This window comes from Pseudomonas sp. MYb327, assembly GCF_040438925.1.
Taxonomy (GTDB): Bacteria; Pseudomonadota; Gammaproteobacteria; order Pseudomonadales; family Pseudomonadaceae; genus Aquipseudomonas.
In genome coordinates this window covers 580,565-597,451 of sequence record NZ_CP159258.1, presented here as the reverse complement: position 1 = coordinate 597,451, position 16,887 = coordinate 580,565, and the positions used below count along the sequence as shown (strand labels likewise).

The window sequence follows — 16,887 nt, the reverse complement described above, 5'->3', positions numbered from 1 at the left end:
ACTCCCTACATCAGCCGCTACCGGCGACGCTGCTGGCGTCGGCGTTGTTCGTCGTCAGTACGGATTGGCACAGGTTGCAGAGGCGGTTCGATCAAACCGAGTGCGATACCGAGGTCATGCAGCCAGTTTTGAATTTTCTCTTTCATGGTGCCCCCTTCAGGGTAGTGCCGAGCGGCCGGAATTCTGTAGCCCCTTCGCACTGATAATAGTCTGAAGTCATGAGCAATGCTCGCCCAAAGTGGCAATGATCTGTTACTGAATCGATCACAATTGACCGGCGTCAAATCATGCAGTCGCTCAAGCCAACGTCTGCGCCGACGGATAACCCCTTCGGTCGTACCTGATCATCGCTGACCAAGCGCCCTGCGCAACCTCCGGCGCAACCACTGCTCGGCACTGACAAATGTGATGCCCAGCAGCACTAGCACGGCGCCGATAACAAAGTTGAGGCTCAATTCCTCGTCCAGCAGGACCACGCCGAAGGTCACACCAAATAACGGCGTCATAAACGAAAATACCGCCAGGTTCGCCGCCAGATAACGACGTAACAGCCAGAACCAGATTAGGTAGCTGAAGAACGACACCACCACACCTTGAAACAACACACTGGCGACTGCCACGGTGGTCAGGCTGACGTGGGTGATCTGACCACTGAGCAACGCGATCAGCAGCAGGCCGACGAAGCCGACGATCAATTGATAGAACAAGGTCAGGGTCACCGGCGCTTCCGACAGGCGCGAAGCCCGCACCACCACCGTGGTCGCGCCCCAGCAGGCACCGGCGAGTACGCCCAGCGCATCTCCAATCAACATGCGGTGATCGAGGTTGTCCCAGGACATTCCACCGGCGAACGCGATAGCAATCCCGACGAAGGCAAGAAAAATCCCCAGCCATTGCAGTGGGCGCAAACGCTCGCTTGGCAACATCCAATGCACGCCCAGGGCGGTGAAAATAGGCGCGGTATAGAGGAACACTGACATATGCGCCGCGGTGGTCAGTTGCAGGCCTTCGGATATGAAGAAGAATTCCAGTCCAAACAAGGCGCCGGCCAACAAACCGCCGCGCCAGGTGCTGCCGACCTGATCCCAACCACCCTTCCAGCAGATCAACAATCCTACAAGCAACGCGGACATGCCTGACCGTCCGGCGGCCTGCATGACCGGCGCAATGTCGGGCGCAGCCCATTTGATCATCACTTGCTGAACGCCCCAGACGAGGCATAAACCCAGCATCACTTGCAGGGCGAATCCGTCGGCGCTACGCCGGGTGGCGCTCACCGTGATACCTCGACAACATAGAACATGGCAGTGTCTCGACAGTAAAAAGCAAAGCCCCGGCCTGTTTGCAGATCAAATGGCGCCGGGGCGAAAAATCATGCTGTCGATTATTAACCAGATGGACAGAAATTGCCGTCTGTCAGAGACGTTTACTTCTCTGCGCACGTCATTTTGTAGAGGGTGCGGTCAGCTCAGTTCAATGCGGTCGGCATGAATGACAATCTGGCCATTCTTGTACAGCGCACCGATAGCCTTCTTGAAGTTACCTTTGCTTACGCCGAACATGCTGCTGATCAGCGTTGGATCGCTCTTGTCGCTGACCGGCAGGCTGCCATTGTTTTCGCGCAACTTGGCGAGGATCTTCGAGTTCAGGCTGCTGGCCGCTTCTACGCCTACCGGTTGCAAGCTCAAGCTGATTTTGCCGTCGGCGCGAACTTCCTTGATGAAGCCCTTCTCCTCTTTACCGGCGCGCATGAACTTGAAAATTTCGTTCTTGTGAATCAAACCCCAATGCTTGTTGTTGATAATCGCCTTGAAACCCATCTCGGTGGCTTCGGCGACCAGCAAGTCAACTTCCTGGCCAGGGGTGTAGCTGGCCGGGGTTTTGTCCAGATAGCGATCCAGGCGCGCTGTCGCGGTGATGCGGCGGGTGTGCTTGTCGAGATAGACATGCACCACGACGTATTCGCCGGCCGTCATCTGACGTTTTTCTTCGGAATACGGCAGCAACAAATCCTTGGGCAATCCCCAATCGAGGAATACGCCGATACTGTTGACTTCAACAACTTTCAAACTGGCGAATTCACCTACTTGAACTTTCGGCTTTTCCGTCGTCGCGATAAGTTTGTCATCGCTGTCCAGATATACAAAAACATTGAGCCAGTCTTCATCTTCGCTTGGTATATCTTTTGGAATATAACGATTAGGCAGAAGTATTTCGCCATCCGCGCCACCGTCCAGATATAAACCGAAGTTAGTGTGTTTAACCACTTGCAAACTGTTGTAACGCCCGACTAAAGCCATGTCCAATACCCTCATTGCGTGGGCGGCATTCTACCCGGTTTTGCCCGCCGCGTTCGGCGCTTGGCCCGATGGCGCAAGAAAATCCTCTGAACCCTTTAATTTCCTGGGGTTTGCCGCTCAATTGGCCCGCTCGTCTGACCGACCGGGCAATTTTCTACGTCGCCGGGTGCACGCAACGGGCTAATTTAACCGCCATGTCCTTAGTTAAAACAGATACTTAGCGACAAATTTCAAATAATAACTTGTGACTTACCGCGTGCCTGACACCCGCCACTCAAGGGATATTTACCAAGCAAATATCAGGTAGATCCTGTACGATGCCTGGCCAAGTTAATTTTCTACAGGTTAATGGCCGCCATGCGCGTAAAAGCATCCAACAGCAAAGCAAAGCCAGCTCCAGCCGTCGAAACCAGCGAATCGATCAACAGCCAGATCGCTGCGTTCCTCAAATCCGGCGGTGAAATCCAGCAAATTGCCAAAGGCGTCAGCGGCCAGACGTTCGGTCCGTCCAAGCAGATCACGCTCGGCAAAAAGTAAGACCCCTTCGCGTCATCTGGTCCACAAGCGCTTTGAGCATCGAAGCGCTTGGACTGGAACCTGCAAACCCCCTCTTCGCAAATCAATCAATCTTCTACAAATCGACGAACGGACCTCGCTGCCGATCATTCGCCGGTATCCTTGCACGCGTCTAGATCAAGCATTCCAGGTCATTCAGCCTGCCCTCGCTGTCAAGGAGTGACGCATGCTCAAACCTTCCGTTTTTTTTCTCATTTTCAGCGGCCTGCTGGTGGGTTCGCTGGCGCAGGCTCAAGCTTTCCAGCGTGAGCTGGGCGATTTCGATCTCAAGCTCGGCACCAGCCCCAGTCGCAGCATGGCCCAAGGCCTGGTCAAGCCTTCCGCCGTCGGCTCGTTTCATGGTGGCCTGGACCTGACTCACGACAGCGGCTTCTACTTTGGCCAATGGTCGCCGAGCATGGGCATTACGCCGGGGAAGAATCTCGAGATCGATTCCTACGTGGGTTTTAAACAACCCTTCGACCAAACCCTCGGCTACGAAGTGGGCATGATTCATTACAGCTATCCCGAAGTAGAAACCCTCGACAGCCAGGAGTTATTCGGAGGCCTGACCTTGCTGGGCAGCCGTTTCGGCGCAGCCTTCAGCAACGATCCGGACAAACAGAACAGCACGCTGTTCGCCGACCTGGGCGGCAATCAACCGTTCGGCATCGGGATCAGCATGAAATACACCACACATCAGTTGAACGCACCGGTCGCGGTGAACGGCGGCTATGTAGGCAGTTTTACCGATTGGTCGGTGAAATTGTCCCGTCCGTTCATGGGCATCGATCTTGATCTGATCTACAGCGATTCCAGCCTCAGCGGCAGTTATTGCTCGGCCTATTCCGGGCACAACAGCCAGTGCGACGGGCTCGTCACCCTCAAGGCCGAACGCTCGTTCTATTGATCGGCTGAACTGCCAGGTCCATCCTGCGATCAGATAGTCATCAGCTCCCGAAGCCAGGCTTTCGCAAGGATTCGCCCATGTCTCGCTGGTTAACACACATCGTCTTTGTACTCGCCATTTCTCTCGCCCTGAGTGCATGCAGCCGTATGGGGCTTGCCTACCGCAACCTCGACGTGATCATTCCCTGGACGCTCAGCGACTACCTGGACATGAACGGCGAGCAGAAGAGCTGGCTCGACGAACGCCTGAAGGAACACCTGAGTTGGCATTGCACGACACAGCTGCCGGGCTATCTCGACTGGCTAAACCGCTTGCAGAACATGGTCGAGAATAACCAGGTGACTGACGCCGCCTTACAAGCCCGCACGGCAGAAGCCGAAAAGGCGATTGCCGACACCGCCCGGGAAATCACGCCGTCAGCGGTGGAACTGCTGCAAGGCCTGGATGACAAACAGGTCGCTGAAATGAACGAGGCTTTCGCCAAAGACCAGCGCAAGCGCCAGGAACAATACCTGAAACCCTCCCTGGACCAGCAGATCAAGCAACGCGCCGAGCGCATGGAGAAACGCCTGAATGAATGGCTCGGCCCGCTCAGCGCCTCTCAGCAACAGCGAGTCATGGCATGGTCGATTGCCTTGGGCGACCAGAACACGCAATGGATCGCCAACCGCGTGCACTGGCAGAAACAGTTCAGTGCCGCGGTCGCGCAGCGCCAGTCGCCACAATTCCCACAGCGAATCGAGACGCTTCTGGTCAATCGAGAGAGTTTATGGACAGCGGAATACCGCCAGGCTTTCGCCAAGACCGAAGCCCAGGCACGGGGGTTGTTTGTGGACTTGATGGCGGAAAGTACGCCGGATCAGCGTGAGCGGCTACTCAAGAAAATTGAGGGCGTCAGGAAGGATTTCAGTGATTTGAAATGCCTTAAAGCGGTAAAACAAGGGTAAAGATCAAAAAATTATAGCCTTCGGCAGTTCCTACATTGGCACGGTGTTCATCCTGTAGGAGCTGCCGAAGGCTGCGATCTATTGATTCAAGCAATCTGCGCCTTCGAAGCCACTTCATCAAACGTCAGTTCATCCAGCGCATCTTCCTGCTCGTCCAGCACCTCCCGTGGATGGTCATTGCCCGGAATACTGCTGTCGATCAGGCTCAACAACCTCGAACCCCGCATCGTCAAAATGTAATTCGAACCGGTCCCACCCTGCTCCTCGGGCCGAGGCTCTATATATCCTCGCTGCAGCAATAACTTTTCATACTCGCCGGCCACCGCTTTCAAGTGGTCCAGGTTTTCCGTCTGCTCACCTTCCGATGCTTTCTCCGCAGCGTACTGTTCGGCATAGGGCCGTGGCGTGAAGCTGCTCGCACCGTTCTGTACTTCGTGCAGCAAGCGTTCAATCAAATCCCAGTTATAAGTCGTCATCCTGATTCAACCTCCGGTACCCGTGAGTGAGAGGGCCTTCATAGGTTGTGACCGACGCAGTCGATAGCCGTTCAGCAGAGATTTTTACCGCGACCGACCGGCGGTCTGTCGAATTGCGGGCAGGTCAAACGACTAGGCTGTGTAAGCCACCTCCCAGCCTCCCGCAGGAGAAATCTCATGAACATCCAGAATCATCCCGTCGTGTCGCGAGAAGAATGGCTCGCTGCCCGCAAGCAACACTTGGCTCACGAAAAAGCCTTCACCAAGGAACGGGACAAACTCAGTGCCGAACGCCGCACCCTACCCTGGGTGAAAATCGACAAGGACTACCATTTTCAGGGCCCCAATGGTGAATTGAAGCTCACCGACCTGTTCGGCGGCCGCAGTCAGTTGGTCATTTATCACTTCATGTTCGCCGACGGCTGGGACGAAGGCTGTCCGGGTTGCTCGTTTCTCTCCGACCATATCGACGGAGCCAATCAGCATTTGGCGCACCATGACGTAGCCGTGGTAGCGGTTTCCCACGCACCGTTTGCCGAATTCCAGGCGTTCAAGCGACGCATGGGCTGGGAATTCGACTGGGTGTCGTCTGAAGGCTGCGAATTCAACTATGACTTCGGTGTGTCGGCCCGGGCCGAGGACGTTGCAGCAGGCAAGGCCACCTACAACTATGAAAAAACGGATGGATCGGAAGAAGAACTCCCCGGCCTCAGCGTGTTTTATCGCAATGAGGCGGGCGAGATTTTCCACACCTATTCGACGTATGCCCGCGGGCTGGATCTGTTGGTGGGGACCTATAACTACCTCGACCTGACGCCCAAGGGCCGCAACGAAGACGAAATCATGGACTGGGTTCGGCATCATGATCGGTATGAAGAAAAATCCACCAAAAGCTGCTGTCATGGGGGGTGAGTCTTCTGGAACGAGTCGCGGCCATCGCCAGCAAGCCGGCTCCTGCAGTGTTTTGTGCTGTTTGGTGAGTGAACTTTTTCTATCCGAAAACCCTCAACCGGTTAACCCGCCTTTACCGGAACAGAGGCCCGACTTATGAAAATCCTGCTCAAACTCACCGTCGCCGCCACCCTCGCCTGCGCCTTGCCCGTCTGGGCCTGCACGCCGGAAGAGGCCACCCTCAAGCGCGAGCAGTTGGCGAAGGAAGTCACCCGGCTCACTGAACAGAACCCGGCCAAGGCCAAGGAAATCAACGACGAGTTGCAGAAGATGGATCTGGGGACAGCGGCCAAGGATTTGCCGGACAAGTGCCAGTTGATTGATCAGCGGCTGAAAGAGTTGGGGACGGCAGAGAAAAAAGCCGAGAGCTGAAGGCTGCGATCTTGTGGTGTAAAAAAACCCGGACATTGTCCGGGTTTTTCATGGCTAGCTAAGGCGCTTACTCAGCCGCCGGCGCTTCCGGCTTGCGACGCTTCAGCGGCGCCATGCCGTCCTTGCTGACCAAGGAGTCGCTCTTCGGCCGGTTTGCACTCTTGCGCTTGGTCGGGGTCTTGGCGGCGACTTTTTTCTTGTCACCTTTGGCGTCAGTCTTTTTCTTCTTCACGCCGACGGCTTTACCCGAGGCCTTGACCTTTTTCGGTCCGCCGTAGGTGCCTTTGACTTCCTTGATGGTGCGGCGCTCGAAGCTTTGCTTGAGGTAGCGCTCGATGCTCGACATCAGGTTCCAGTCGCCGTGGCAGATCAGCGAGATCGCCAGGCCATCGTTACCGGCACGACCGGTACGACCGATGCGATGCACGTATTCGTCGCCGCTGCGTGGCATGTCGAAGTTGATCACCAGATCCAGCCCGTCCACGTCCAGGCCGCGAGCGGCGACGTCGGTGGCAACCAGAATCTTCACACCGCCCTGCTTGAGACGATCGATCGCCAGTTTGCGATCTTTCTGGTCTTTCTCGCCGTGCAGCACGAACGCCTTGTATTCCTGCGCCACCAGGCGGCCGTAGATACGGTCGGCCATGGCCCGGGTGTTGGTGAAGACGATGGCCTTCTGATAGGTCTCGTTCGCCAACAGCCAGTTAACGATCTGCTCTTTATGCTGGTTATGGTCAGCGGTGATGATTTGCTGACGGGTGGTTTCGTTCAGTTGGCTGACCGCATTGAGCTGCAAGTGCTCAGGGTTGTTCAGGACCTTGGCGATCATCTCGCGCAGGCCGGAACCACCGGTAGTGGCGGAGAACAGCATGGTCTGCTGGCGATTGGTGCACTCGTCGACCAGACGCTGCACGTCGTCGGCAAAGCCCATGTCGAGCATGCGGTCGGCTTCGTCGAGCACCAGCACCTCGACTTCTTTCAAATCGAGGTTACCTGCGTTCAGTTGCTCAATCATCCGGCCGGGCGTGCCGATCAGGATGTCCGGCACCTTGCGCAGCATGGCAGCCTGGACCTTGAAGTCTTCGCCGCCTGTGATCAGGCCAGACTTGATGAAGGTGAACTGCGAGAAGCGTTCAACTTCTTTCAAGGTTTGCTGGGCCAACTCGCGGGTCGGCAGCAGGATCAGGGTCTTGATGCTGACGCGAATCTTGGCCGGGCCGATCAGGCGGTTGAGGATCGGCAAAACGAACGCAGCGGTTTTGCCGCTGCCGGTTTGCGCTGTCACCCGCAAGTCACGCCCTTGGAGCGCCAGCGGAATGGCCGCTGCTTGCACAGGCGTTGGCTCGACAAATTTAAGCTCGGCCACGGCTTTGAGCAGGCGTTCGTGCAAGGCGAATTCGGAAAACACGGGTGCTACCTCGAAGAAATGCAAAAAAACAGCTGCATAGGTTACCGGTTTCGAGCGCGTAGGCCGAGTTTCTTTATGCAATCGACCTTAAACAGTGGTTTTTTTGTTGCCTGATTTATCTCCAAAGGTAATACAAAGCGTCTTAAATGCTCTAATCGCCCCTCGCGCCTTACAGAAGAATCGTTTTTGCTTATGGATATCAAACAGCTCTGGCTCAATACCCAAGACCTTTGGGGTGCCCTTGACCAGCATCCGCTCGTGCATGCCAGCCTGGCACTGATTATGTTGTTGGTCATTGCGCTGGCCCTCGGACGAGTGGCGCGCTACCTGATCCTGCACGCCAGCAAAATACTCGGCCGTCAGCCGGCGCTGCACTGGGTCAATGACTTGCGTCACAACAAGGTGTTCCAGCGCCTGGCACAGATAATTCCGTCACTGGTGATTCAGTTCGGCCTGCACCTGGTGCCGGAGCTGAGTAAAACTGCAATGGTGTTCCTCGGCAACGTGGCGCTGGCGTTCACCATTCTGTTCCTGCTGCTGTCTGTCACCGCGTTGCTCAACGCCCTGCTGGACATCTACGCCCGTACCGAACACGCCCGCACCCGCTCCATCAAAGGCTATGTGCAACTGGCGAAAATGGTCTTGTACGTGTTTGGCGCGATCATTATCGTCGCCACGCTGATCGACCGCTCGCCGCTGTTGCTGCTGTCGGGTCTGGGCGCGATGTCGGCGGTCATTCTGTTGGTCTACAAAGACACCCTGTTGTCGTTCGTCGCCAGCGTGCAACTGACCAGCAACGACATGCTGCGGGTCGGCGACTGGATCGAGATGCCGCAAGTGGGCGCTGATGGCGATGTGGTGGACATCACGCTGCACACGGTCAAGGTGCAGAACTTCGACAAGACGATTGTTTCGATCCCGACCTGGCGCCTGATGTCCGAGTCATTCAAGAACTGGCGCGGCATGCAGCAGTCCGGTGGACGGCGGATCAAGCGCAGCCTGTTCATCGACGCCAGCGGCGTGCGTTTCGTGCGCGATGACGAAGAGTCGAAACTGGCCCAGGTTCACCTGTTGACTGACTACATCAGCCGCAAACAGGCTGAACTAAAGGCTTGGAACGAAGCCCAGGGCAACGTCGCGGCGATGTCGGCCAACCGTCGACGGATGACCAATATCGGGACTTTCCGCGCCTATGCATTGGGTTATTTGAAAAGTCACCCGGACATCCAGCCAAACATGACGTGCATGGTCCGGCAGATGCAAACCACGTCTCAGGGCATTCCGCTGGAGATCTACTGCTTCACCCGCACCACCGCGTGGGCCGATTACGAGCGGATTCAGGGGGATATTTTCGACTATCTACTGGCGGTGTTGCCGGAGTTTGGATTGAACCTGTATCAGCAACCGAGCGGGACGGATTTGCGTGCCGGGCTTCTACCGGCGGTGTTGGGTGCGAGCCACATTCCCGAAGCTGAAAAACACGTCATGTAACACCACGATTCCTCTGTAGGAGCTGCCTCAGCCGGCGGCAGCTCCTACAGTGGTTAAGCGTGTTTCCGGATACCCAACCGACTGATCCACACCGCCATCAAAATCACCGAACCTCCCAGCAACAACCGCCCCAGCTCTTCATGCTGATTCCAGATCAGCAGATTGATCAGCAATCCGACCGGCACATGCAGGTTGTTCATCACCGCCAGCGTCCCGCCGTTAACCAGGCATGCGCCCTTGTTCCACCAATACAGACCAAGCGCGGTCGAGACCAGGCCGAGGAACAGCAGCACGCCCCATTGCAGCGGTGCTTCGGGTAAAAAGTCCTGTTTGCCGAACAACAGGAACGCAGGCAACGCCACCGCTAATGCGCCCAGGTAGAAATAGCCGAAACGCCGGTAATGCGGCAGGTCGCTCGGATGGCGAGCCACCAGGTGTTTGTAGAGCACTTGCCCGGCGGCGTAGGTGAAGTTGGCCAGTTGCAGCAGCAGGAAGCCCATGAAGAAATCCGGGTTGATCCGGTCGAAGCGAATCACCGCCGCGCCCGCTACCGCCACCAGTGCCGCGATCAATGCCCAGGGGTTGAAGCGACGGTTCAGTGCGTCTTCGATCAGGGTCACGTGCAGCGGCGTAAGGATGGTGAACAGCAGGACTTCCGGCACCGTCAGTACGCGGAAACTCAGATACAGACAGACGTAGGTCACGCCGAACTGCAACGCACCGATCAGCAACATGACGCGCATGAACGCCGGCTCCACCGAACGCCAGCGGGTCAGCGGGATGAACACCAGCCCCGCCAGCAGCACCCGTACCAGCACAGCGAAATAACTGTCGACATGACCGGCTAGGTATTCGCCGATCAGACTGAAGGAAAACGCCTGGATCAGCGTGACAAAAAGTAGATAGCCCATGCTCGCCTCATTTTGAATGGCGGCGAAGATAGCCGGTTTTGCCCTGAATCGCGATATCAGAAAACACGCCAATCCCTGTAGGAGCCGGCTTGCTGGTGATGGCGCTGTCACATTCAACATTCATGTCTGCTGATATACCGCTATCGCCAGCAAGCCGGCTCCTACAGAGTTAGGCGTTTACACACAAATTACGGGCAAAAAAAAGCCCGATCTCGCTAAGCGTTCAATCGGGCGGCAGCACTCAGGAGCAACAAGTGCAAAGGGAGGTCGATGCGCGTACAGGCTTGAAGGGTTGCGCCAGGTCACTAGACCATCCAGCGATTATCTGGCGATTAACGTGTCAGGCCACTTGGGCGAGCTTGGCATTTGCCTGGTTCAGGCCTTTCTCCTGGAAGTCTCCGCCCAGGTTCATGCCTTCGGCGTGGATAAATGTCACGTCGTGGATGCCGATGAAGCCCATCACCTGACGCAGGTAAGGTTCCTGGTGATCCGCGGTGCTGCCCGCGTAGATCCCGCCGCGAGCCGTCAACACGTAAGCACGCTTGCCGCTGAGCAAACCTTGCGGACCGGTTTCGGTGTACTTGAAGGTCACGCCGGCACGCAGCACGTGGTCGAGCCAGGCTTTGAGGGTGCTCGGGATGGCAAAGTTGTACATCGGAGCGGCCATGACCAGCACGTCAGCGGCGAGCAATTCGTCGGTCAGCAGGTTAGAGCGTTCCAGGGAACCCTGTTCGATGTCGCTGCGCTGTTCGGCAGGTTTCATCCATCCGCCCAACAGGTTGATGTCCAGATGCGGCACCGGGTTGACGGCCAGGTCACGAACGGTGATCTGGTCATTCGGATGTGCGGCTTGCCACTGGCTGATAAAGGTCTGGGTCAGTTGACGGGAAACCGAGCCTTGCTGACGGGCACTGCTTTCGATGATCAGAACGCGGGACATGGGATGTAGCCTCCATCTGAGAATGCTGTAAGTCGATGGAGTGAAGGTTAAACAGAGTTATATCGATGAAAAAGCGCAAATAACTGCTATAACCGATCAATAAATTCGTTTATAAGCGGAGCTTGGCCAACAGCTTTGCTCCGTTTGATTTTATTTCGGGGTGCAGATCAGCTCGATACGCAGTTTGATGATGTTGCGGGTGAATTTGGCGGTAGTGGTTTTGTGCTTGCCGGCCGGGACATCGATCTTGCGCGTGCGGGGTGCTTCCGGGCCGTTGCTGAAGATCGCTTTGCAGCTCGCATCGACATCGCCGTAGTTGGCCACTCGAATGGAGCCGATATCGCTATCGGTGTCGAAGGTTTCGTAATCGATCTTCAGGCCGTTGAGGTCTTTTTTTACATCGATCGGGTACGCCATCGCCGTCAGAGGCAGCAGCGCCAATAGCACAAAACAGAATTTTTTCATTCAGCAGTCTCCAAAAAGAACTGCCCAGCTTAGGACAAGAGGAGCTCAACATGAAAGCGCCCCGCGTGACCCTTGATCAATGGCGAACGTTGCAGGCCGTGGTCGACCACGGTGGTTTCGCCCAGGCCGCCGAAGCGCTGCACCGCTCGCAATCGTCCGTCAGCTATACCGTGGCGCGCATGCAGGACCAACTGGGCGTCCCGTTGCTGCGCATTGATGGCCGAAAAGCCGTGCTCACCGAAGCCGGTGGCGTACTGTTGCGCCGCTCCCGGCAACTGGTGAAACAGGCCAGTCAGCTTGAAGACCTGGCCCACCACATGGAGCAAGGCTGGGAGGCCGAAGTGCGATTGGTGGTCGATGCCGCTTATCCGAGCGCCCGCCTCGTCCGCGCCCTGACCGCGTTCATGCCGCAAAGTCGTGGCTGTCGGGTGCGGTTGCGCGAAGAAGTATTGTCCGGGGTCGAAGAGGTGTTGCTTGAAGGCGTCGCCGACCTGGCGATCACCGGATTCAGCATTCCCGGTTACCTCGGCGCGGAATTGAGCGACGTCGAATTCGTTGCGGTCGCCCACCCCGACCATCCGTTGCATCGACTGAATCGCGAACTTAACTTCCAGGATCTGGAAAGCCAGATGCAAGTGGTGATCCGCGACTCCGGTCGCCAGCAACCACGGGACGTCGGTTGGCTCGGCGCCGAACAACGCTGGACCGTCGGTAGCCTGGCCACCGCCGCGACCTTCGTCAGCAGCGGACTGGGGTTTGCCTGGTTGCCAAGGCACATGATCGAACGAGAACTCAAGGAAGGCACGCTCAAGCTGCTACCGTTGGACCAGGGCGGCAGTCGTAACCCGAGTTTTTACCTGTATTCGAACAAGGACAAGCCGCTCGGCCCGGCGACGCAGATTCTGATCGAGCTCCTGCGCACCTTCGACACCGCACCGCTGGACGCACCTTTCGCCGCCCCTGAACAAGCCTGACACGGAGTGTACCCATGGCCTATTTCGAACACGAAGGTTGCAACCTGCACTATGAGGAATACGGCCACGGCACGCCGTTGCTGCTGGTCCATGGGCTGGGATCAAGTACCCTGGACTGGGAAAAACAGATCCCCGCGCTGGCCTCTCGCTACCGGGTGATCGTCCCGGATGTGCGCGGTCACGGGCGCTCCGACAAACCCCGCGAGCGTTACAGCATCGCGGGATTCAGCGCCGACCTGGTTGCGTTAATCGAGCATTTGAACCTCGGACCGACACATTATGTCGGGCTTTCCATGGGCGGCATGATCGGCTTCCAACTGGCCGTGGATCAGCCGCAACTGCTCAAAAGCCTGTGCATCGTCAACAGCGCGCCCGAGGTCAAACTGCGCAGCCGCGACGACTATTGGCAGTGGTTCAAACGCTGGAGCCTGATGCGCATACTCAGCCTGCATACCATTGGCAAAGCCCTGGGCGGCAAGTTGTTTCCCAAGCCCGAGCAGGCTGATTTGCGACAAAAGATGGCCGAACGCTGGGCAAAAAACGACAAACATGCTTATCTCGCCAGCTTCGATGCCATTGTGGGTTGGGGTGTTCAGGAACGACTGTCGAAGGTGTCCTGTCCAACCCTCATCGTCAGCGCCGACCGTGACTACACGCCGGTCGCGCTGAAGGAAAACTACGTAAAACTGCTGCCCGATGCGCGGCTGGTAGTGATCGCCGATTCGCGTCACGCCACCCCGCTGGATCAGCCCGAACACTTCAACCAGACGCTGCTCGAATTTCTCACCGCAGTCGACACCACCACACTCAGGATCACTGACCCATGCTGAAAAAAATCGCCCTCGCTGCTGGCTCCGTTCTGTTTGCCGCCAACCTGATGGCGGCAACGCCTGCCAAGGCGCCGCATGTTCTGCTGGACACCACCAACGGTCAGATCGAAATCGAACTGGACCCGGTCAAGGCACCGATCAGTACCAAGAATTTCCTTGAGTACGTGGACAGTGGTTTCTACAACAACACGATTTTCCACCGCGTGATCCCGGGCTTCATGGTCCAGGGCGGTGGCTTTACCCAGCAAATGCAGCAAAAGGAAACCAAGGCGCCGATCAAGAACGAGCACGCCAATAAACTGGCCAACGTTCGTGGCACCTTGTCCATGGCCCGCACCTCCGTGCCGGATTCGGCCACCAGCCAGTTCTTCATCAACGTCAAGGACAACGATTTCCTCGACCAGGGCGACGGTTATGCCGTATTCGGCAAAGTGGTCAAAGGCATGGACGTGGTCGACATTATCGTCAATTCGCCAACCACCGTGCGTGGCGGGATGAAAGACGTGCCGGCCGATCCGGTGTTCATCAAGTCGGCCAAGCGCATCGACTGAGACTAAGCTGGACAAGGACGTCCGAGCGTTTGCCGGTACAGCCGGCGACGCTCAACCGTTAAAAGGAGAGCCCGTACGCGGGCGAAAAACCGATGCTTTATCGCCGTTTTGAAAAACTGATCGACATATTTCGCGATGCCCCGACGGCCGCTCCGCCGGATCGGGTCCTGCCCTTCTATACCTACTACCTCAAGCAGGTCTGGCCGAGTTTCGCCGCCCTGTTGATCGTCGGCCTGTTTGGCGCGTTGATCGAAGTGGCGTTGTTCAGCTACCTGAGTCGCATCATCGACCTGGCCCAGGGCACGCCGAACGTAGACTTGTTCAAGGACCACGCCCTCGAGTTGACCTGGATGGTCGTGGTTGCGCTGGTCCTGCGCCCCGTGTTTGTCGGCCTGCACGACCTGCTGGTGCACCAGACCTTGAGCCCGAGCATGACCAGCCTGATCCGCTGGCAAAACCACAGTTACGTCCTCAAGCAAAGCGTGAATTTTTTCCAGAACGATTTCGCCGGGCGCATCGCCCAACGCATCATGCAAACCGGCAACTCGTTGCGCGATTCGGCGGTACAAGCGGTCGACGCGTTGTGGCACGTGCTGATCTACGCGATCAGCTCACTGGTACTGTTCGCCGAAGCTGACTGGCGGCTGATGATCCCGTTGTTGACCTGGATAGTGGCGTTCATCAGTGCCTTGTATTTCTTTGTGCCCAGGGTGAAGGAGCGCTCGGTGGTGTCCTCCGATGCGCGCTCCAAACTCATGGGACGGATCGTCGACGGTTACACCAACATCACCACCCTGAAGCTGTTCGCCCACACCAATTTCGAGCAGCAATACGCCCGCGAAGCGATAAAGGAACAAACCGAAAAAGCCCAACTGGCCGGCCGCGTGGTCACCAGCATGGACGTGGTCATCACCAGCATGAACGGCTTGCTGATTGTCGGTACTACGGGCCTGGCCCTGTGGCTGTGGACGCAGTCGCTGATCAGCGTGGGCGCCATCGCCCTGGCCACCGGGCTGGTGATTCGTATCGTCAATATGTCCGGCTGGATCATGTGGGTGGTCACCGGCATCTTCGAAAACATCGGCATGGTTCAGGACGGTTTGCAAAGCATCTCGCAGCCGGTGAGCGTGACCGACCGCGACCAGGCCAAACCCTTGGCCGTGGCCCGTGGCGAAGTGTGTTTCGAGAACATCGACTTTCACTACGGCAAGCAGAGCGGGATTATCGGCGGCCTTAACCTGACCATCAAACCCGGTGAAAAGATTGGCCTGATCGGTCCGTCCGGTGCCGGCAAGTCAACCCTGGTCAATCTGCTGCTGCGCCTTTACGACGTGGAAGGCGGGAAGATACTGATCGATGGCCAGAACATCGCCGACGTCAGTCAGGAAAGCCTGCGCGAACGCATCGGCATGATCACTCAGGACACGTCCCTGCTGCATCGTTCGATCCGCGACAATCTGCTTTACGGCAAACCCGATGCCACTGACACCGAACTCTGGGAGGCGGTCCACAAGGCCAGGGCCGACGGCTTCATTCCCTCGCTGTCAGACGCCGAAGGCCGCACCGGTTTCGACGCCCATGTCGGCGAACGCGGGGTGAAATTGTCCGGTGGACAGCGCCAACGCATCGCCATCGCCCGAGTACTGCTCAAGGACGCGCCGATCCTGATCATGGACGAGGCCACCTCGGCACTGGATTCGGAAGTCGAAGCGGCAATCCAGGAAAGCCTCGAAACCCTGATGCAAGGCAAAACTGTTATAGCGATCGCACACCGGCTCTCGACCATCGCCCGGATGGACCGGTTGGTGGTGCTGGAGAACGGCAAGATCGCCGAGACCGGCAGCCACGCGGAACTGCTGGCCCACGGCGGTTTGTACGCGCGGTTGTGGGCGCACCAGACGGGTGGGTTTGTCGGAATCGATTAAGCGTTCTACCCGGTAAAAAACCGCCACGCCCACTATCACGGGCGCAGGCGGTTTTTTTATGTCCACTGGAACTTTGCAAAAACAGTGCTGTACTCACCCAAGGTTCTGGAGGTGGTTCTGCAGTCCATCTGCTGGATGCACAAGGCAGCAAATCTCGAAAGGACACTCCTCATGTCTCTGTTCAAACGTTCGGCTACTGAGTTGGTAGGTACCTTCTGGCTGGTGTTGGGTGGTTGCGGCAGTGCGGTGCTGGCCGCTGCTTTTCCGGATGTCGGTATCGGTTTGCTCGGGGTATCCCTGGCGTTTGGCTTGACCGTGCTGACCATGGCATTCGCCATCGGCCACATTTCCGGTTGCCACCTCAATCCGGCGGTGTCGTTGGGGCTGGTGGTCGGCGGGAGGTTTCCGGCCAGCGAACTGCCGGCCTACATCATCGCCCAAGTGATTGGCGGGGTGATTGCAGCGGCTCTGCTGTATTTCATCGCCAGCGGCAAGCCTGGTTTCGAACTGGCGTCGGGACTGGCGTCAAACGGCTACGGCGAACACTCGCCTGGCGGCTACTCGATGGTGGCGGGTTTCGTCTGTGAATTGGTGATGACCGCCATGTTCATCCTGATCATCCTCGGTGCCACCGACAAACGTGCGCCAGCGGGGCTTGCGCCAATCGCCATCGGCCTGGCATTGACCCTGATCCACCTGATCTCGATTCCGGTCACCAATACCTCGGTCAACCCTGCACGCAGCACCGGCCCGGCGCTGATCGTGGGTGGATGGGCGATCCAGCAATTGTGGATGTTCTGGGTCGCGCCGCTACTCGGTGCGGTTGTCGGCGGCGTGCTGTATCGCTGGCTGGGCAAGGAAGAGATTTGACCCTGAATTGC

The 16,887-nt window shown here is 57.3% G+C and carries 19 protein-coding genes; 11 read left to right on the top strand and 8 right to left on the bottom strand.

What is annotated here, in order from left to right; all coding sequences use genetic code 11:
- Window positions 1-17 precede the first annotated feature (17 nt).
- The 3 genes from ABVN21_RS02685 to ABVN21_RS02675 form a co-directional block, all read right to left on the bottom strand.
- Window positions 18-146: a PA1414 family protein gene (locus ABVN21_RS02685; protein ID WP_339554021.1), complete on the bottom strand. Its 129-nt coding sequence runs from the start codon at window positions 144-146 to the stop codon at window positions 18-20.
- Window positions 147-344: 198 nt separating this feature from the next.
- Window positions 345-1,277, bottom strand: coding sequence for a DMT family transporter (locus ABVN21_RS02680; protein ID WP_339554022.1), 933 nt, complete (start codon window positions 1,275-1,277; stop codon window positions 345-347).
- A 186-nt stretch (window positions 1,278-1,463) separates the two neighbouring features.
- A complete protein-coding gene (locus ABVN21_RS02675) occupies window positions 1,464-2,300 on the bottom strand; it encodes a S1-like domain-containing RNA-binding protein (RefSeq protein ID WP_339554023.1) in 837 nt (278 codons plus the stop codon).
- A gap of 348 nt (window positions 2,301-2,648) precedes the next feature.
- On the opposite strand from ABVN21_RS02675, the gene ABVN21_RS02670 reads away from it, so the two are divergent.
- The 3 genes from ABVN21_RS02670 to ABVN21_RS02660 all read left to right on the top strand — a co-directional run bounded on the left by ABVN21_RS02670 (window position 2,649) and on the right by ABVN21_RS02660 (window position 4,712).
- Window positions 2,649-2,837, top strand: a complete 189-nt coding sequence (locus tag ABVN21_RS02670) for a hypothetical protein (protein ID WP_172668627.1) — start codon at window positions 2,649-2,651, stop codon at window positions 2,835-2,837.
- Window positions 2,838-3,042: 205 nt separating this feature from the next.
- Window positions 3,043-3,765, top strand: coding sequence for a TorF family putative porin (locus ABVN21_RS02665; protein ID WP_339554026.1), 723 nt, complete (start codon window positions 3,043-3,045; stop codon window positions 3,763-3,765).
- Between the two features lie 77 nt (window positions 3,766-3,842).
- Entirely contained in the window at window positions 3,843-4,712 is an 870-nt protein-coding gene (locus tag ABVN21_RS02660) for a DUF6279 family lipoprotein (RefSeq protein ID WP_339554028.1), read from the top strand.
- An 86-nt stretch (window positions 4,713-4,798) separates the two neighbouring features.
- Here the strand turns inward: ABVN21_RS02660 and ABVN21_RS02655 are convergent, their stop codons facing one another.
- Complete coding sequence (locus ABVN21_RS02655; protein ID WP_339554030.1) at window positions 4,799-5,188, bottom strand: transcriptional regulator; 390 nt, start codon at window positions 5,186-5,188, stop codon at window positions 4,799-4,801.
- Between the two features lie 177 nt (window positions 5,189-5,365).
- Here ABVN21_RS02655 and ABVN21_RS02650 point away from each other — a divergent pair, with 177 nt between their 5' ends.
- Both ABVN21_RS02650 and ABVN21_RS02645 read left to right on the top strand, forming a co-directional pair.
- Window positions 5,366-6,100 carry a thioredoxin family protein gene (locus tag ABVN21_RS02650; RefSeq protein WP_339554031.1) on the top strand — a complete coding sequence of 245 codons (735 nt, stop codon included), beginning with the start codon at window positions 5,366-5,368 and terminating at the stop codon, window positions 6,098-6,100.
- Between the two features lie 135 nt (window positions 6,101-6,235).
- The gene (locus ABVN21_RS02645) at window positions 6,236-6,511 is read left to right on the top strand and encodes a hypothetical protein (protein ID WP_339554032.1); all 276 of its coding nucleotides are present in this window, start codon (window positions 6,236-6,238) and stop codon (window positions 6,509-6,511) included.
- Window positions 6,512-6,578: 67 nt separating this feature from the next.
- On the opposite strand, the gene ABVN21_RS02640 is transcribed toward ABVN21_RS02645, so the two are convergent.
- Window positions 6,579-7,919: a DEAD/DEAH box helicase gene (locus tag ABVN21_RS02640; protein WP_034146190.1), complete on the bottom strand. Its 1,341-nt coding sequence runs from the start codon at window positions 7,917-7,919 to the stop codon at window positions 6,579-6,581.
- Window positions 7,920-8,111: 192 nt separating this feature from the next.
- On the opposite strand from ABVN21_RS02640, the gene ABVN21_RS02635 reads away from it, so the two are divergent.
- Window positions 8,112-9,410, top strand: a complete 1,299-nt coding sequence (locus tag ABVN21_RS02635) for a mechanosensitive ion channel family protein (protein ID WP_339554033.1) — start codon at window positions 8,112-8,114, stop codon at window positions 9,408-9,410.
- Window positions 9,411-9,463: 53 nt separating this feature from the next.
- Here ABVN21_RS02635 and ABVN21_RS02630 read toward each other — a convergent pair whose 3' ends face one another.
- The 3 genes from ABVN21_RS02630 to ABVN21_RS02620 all read right to left on the bottom strand — a co-directional run bounded on the left by ABVN21_RS02630 (window position 9,464) and on the right by ABVN21_RS02620 (window position 11,726).
- Window positions 9,464-10,321 carry a carboxylate/amino acid/amine transporter gene (locus ABVN21_RS02630; RefSeq protein ID WP_339554035.1) on the bottom strand — a complete coding sequence of 286 codons (858 nt, stop codon included), beginning with the start codon at window positions 10,319-10,321 and terminating at the stop codon, window positions 9,464-9,466.
- Window positions 10,322-10,661: 340 nt separating this feature from the next.
- Entirely contained in the window at window positions 10,662-11,261 is a 600-nt protein-coding gene (locus ABVN21_RS02625) for an FMN-dependent NADH-azoreductase (protein ID WP_339554037.1), read from the bottom strand.
- Window positions 11,262-11,411: 150 nt separating this feature from the next.
- The gene (locus tag ABVN21_RS02620; RefSeq protein ID WP_339554038.1) at window positions 11,412-11,726 is read right to left on the bottom strand and encodes a 3-phosphoglycerate kinase; all 315 of its coding nucleotides are present in this window, start codon (window positions 11,724-11,726) and stop codon (window positions 11,412-11,414) included.
- 50 nt (window positions 11,727-11,776) lie between these two features.
- Between ABVN21_RS02620 and ABVN21_RS02615 the strand changes: the two genes are divergently transcribed.
- The 5 genes from ABVN21_RS02615 to aqpZ all read left to right on the top strand — a co-directional run bounded on the left by ABVN21_RS02615 (window position 11,777) and on the right by aqpZ (window position 16,876).
- Window positions 11,777-12,700, top strand: coding sequence for a LysR family transcriptional regulator (locus ABVN21_RS02615; RefSeq protein ID WP_034146184.1), 924 nt, complete (start codon window positions 11,777-11,779; stop codon window positions 12,698-12,700).
- Between the two features lie 14 nt (window positions 12,701-12,714).
- The gene (locus tag ABVN21_RS02610; protein WP_339554039.1) at window positions 12,715-13,530 is read left to right on the top strand and encodes an alpha/beta hydrolase; all 816 of its coding nucleotides are present in this window, start codon (window positions 12,715-12,717) and stop codon (window positions 13,528-13,530) included.
- Complete coding sequence (locus ABVN21_RS02605) at window positions 13,524-14,081, top strand: peptidylprolyl isomerase (protein WP_339554040.1); 558 nt, start codon at window positions 13,524-13,526, stop codon at window positions 14,079-14,081. Before ABVN21_RS02610 ends, ABVN21_RS02605 begins: the two co-directional genes overlap by 7 nt.
- A gap of 92 nt (window positions 14,082-14,173) precedes the next feature.
- The gene (locus ABVN21_RS02600) at window positions 14,174-16,006 is read left to right on the top strand and encodes an ABC transporter ATP-binding protein (protein ID WP_339554041.1); all 1,833 of its coding nucleotides are present in this window, start codon (window positions 14,174-14,176) and stop codon (window positions 16,004-16,006) included.
- 171 nt (window positions 16,007-16,177) lie between these two features.
- Entirely contained in the window at window positions 16,178-16,876 is a 699-nt protein-coding gene (gene aqpZ / locus ABVN21_RS02595; protein ID WP_339554042.1) for an aquaporin Z, read from the top strand.
- Window positions 16,877-16,887: the final 11 nt, after the last annotated feature.

What these genes read in the sequence shown, in the direction of transcription:
- ABVN21_RS02605 (WP_339554040.1), top strand. Translation starts at nt 13,524, where the DNA reads ATGCTGAAAAAAATCGCCCTCGCTGCTGGCTCCGTTCTGTTTGCCGCC.
- ABVN21_RS02660 (WP_339554028.1), top strand. Translation starts at nt 3,843, where the DNA reads ATGTCTCGCTGGTTAACACACATCGTCTTTGTACTCGCCATTTCTCTC.
- ABVN21_RS02685 (WP_339554021.1), bottom strand. Translation starts at nt 146, where the DNA reads ATGAAAGAGAAAATTCAAAACTGGCTGCATGACCTCGGTATCGCACTC.
- ABVN21_RS02620 (WP_339554038.1), bottom strand. Translation starts at nt 11,726, where the DNA reads ATGAAAAAATTCTGTTTTGTGCTATTGGCGCTGCTGCCTCTGACGGCG.
- ABVN21_RS02600 (WP_339554041.1), top strand. Translation starts at nt 14,174, where the DNA reads ATGCTTTATCGCCGTTTTGAAAAACTGATCGACATATTTCGCGATGCC.
- ABVN21_RS02635 (WP_339554033.1), top strand. Translation starts at nt 8,112, where the DNA reads ATGGATATCAAACAGCTCTGGCTCAATACCCAAGACCTTTGGGGTGCC.
- ABVN21_RS02670 (WP_172668627.1), top strand. Translation starts at nt 2,649, where the DNA reads ATGGCCGCCATGCGCGTAAAAGCATCCAACAGCAAAGCAAAGCCAGCT.
- ABVN21_RS02625 (WP_339554037.1), bottom strand. Translation starts at nt 11,261, where the DNA reads ATGTCCCGCGTTCTGATCATCGAAAGCAGTGCCCGTCAGCAAGGCTCG.
- ABVN21_RS02655 (WP_339554030.1), bottom strand. Translation starts at nt 5,188, where the DNA reads ATGACGACTTATAACTGGGATTTGATTGAACGCTTGCTGCACGAAGTA.
- ABVN21_RS02650 (WP_339554031.1), top strand. Translation starts at nt 5,366, where the DNA reads ATGAACATCCAGAATCATCCCGTCGTGTCGCGAGAAGAATGGCTCGCT.
- ABVN21_RS02645 (WP_339554032.1), top strand. Translation starts at nt 6,236, where the DNA reads ATGAAAATCCTGCTCAAACTCACCGTCGCCGCCACCCTCGCCTGCGCC.
- aqpZ (WP_339554042.1), top strand. Translation starts at nt 16,178, where the DNA reads ATGTCTCTGTTCAAACGTTCGGCTACTGAGTTGGTAGGTACCTTCTGG.
- ABVN21_RS02615 (WP_034146184.1), top strand. Translation starts at nt 11,777, where the DNA reads ATGAAAGCGCCCCGCGTGACCCTTGATCAATGGCGAACGTTGCAGGCC.
- ABVN21_RS02610 (WP_339554039.1), top strand. Translation starts at nt 12,715, where the DNA reads ATGGCCTATTTCGAACACGAAGGTTGCAACCTGCACTATGAGGAATAC.
- ABVN21_RS02675 (WP_339554023.1), bottom strand. Translation starts at nt 2,300, where the DNA reads ATGGCTTTAGTCGGGCGTTACAACAGTTTGCAAGTGGTTAAACACACT.
- ABVN21_RS02665 (WP_339554026.1), top strand. Translation starts at nt 3,043, where the DNA reads ATGCTCAAACCTTCCGTTTTTTTTCTCATTTTCAGCGGCCTGCTGGTG.
- ABVN21_RS02630 (WP_339554035.1), bottom strand. Translation starts at nt 10,321, where the DNA reads ATGGGCTATCTACTTTTTGTCACGCTGATCCAGGCGTTTTCCTTCAGT.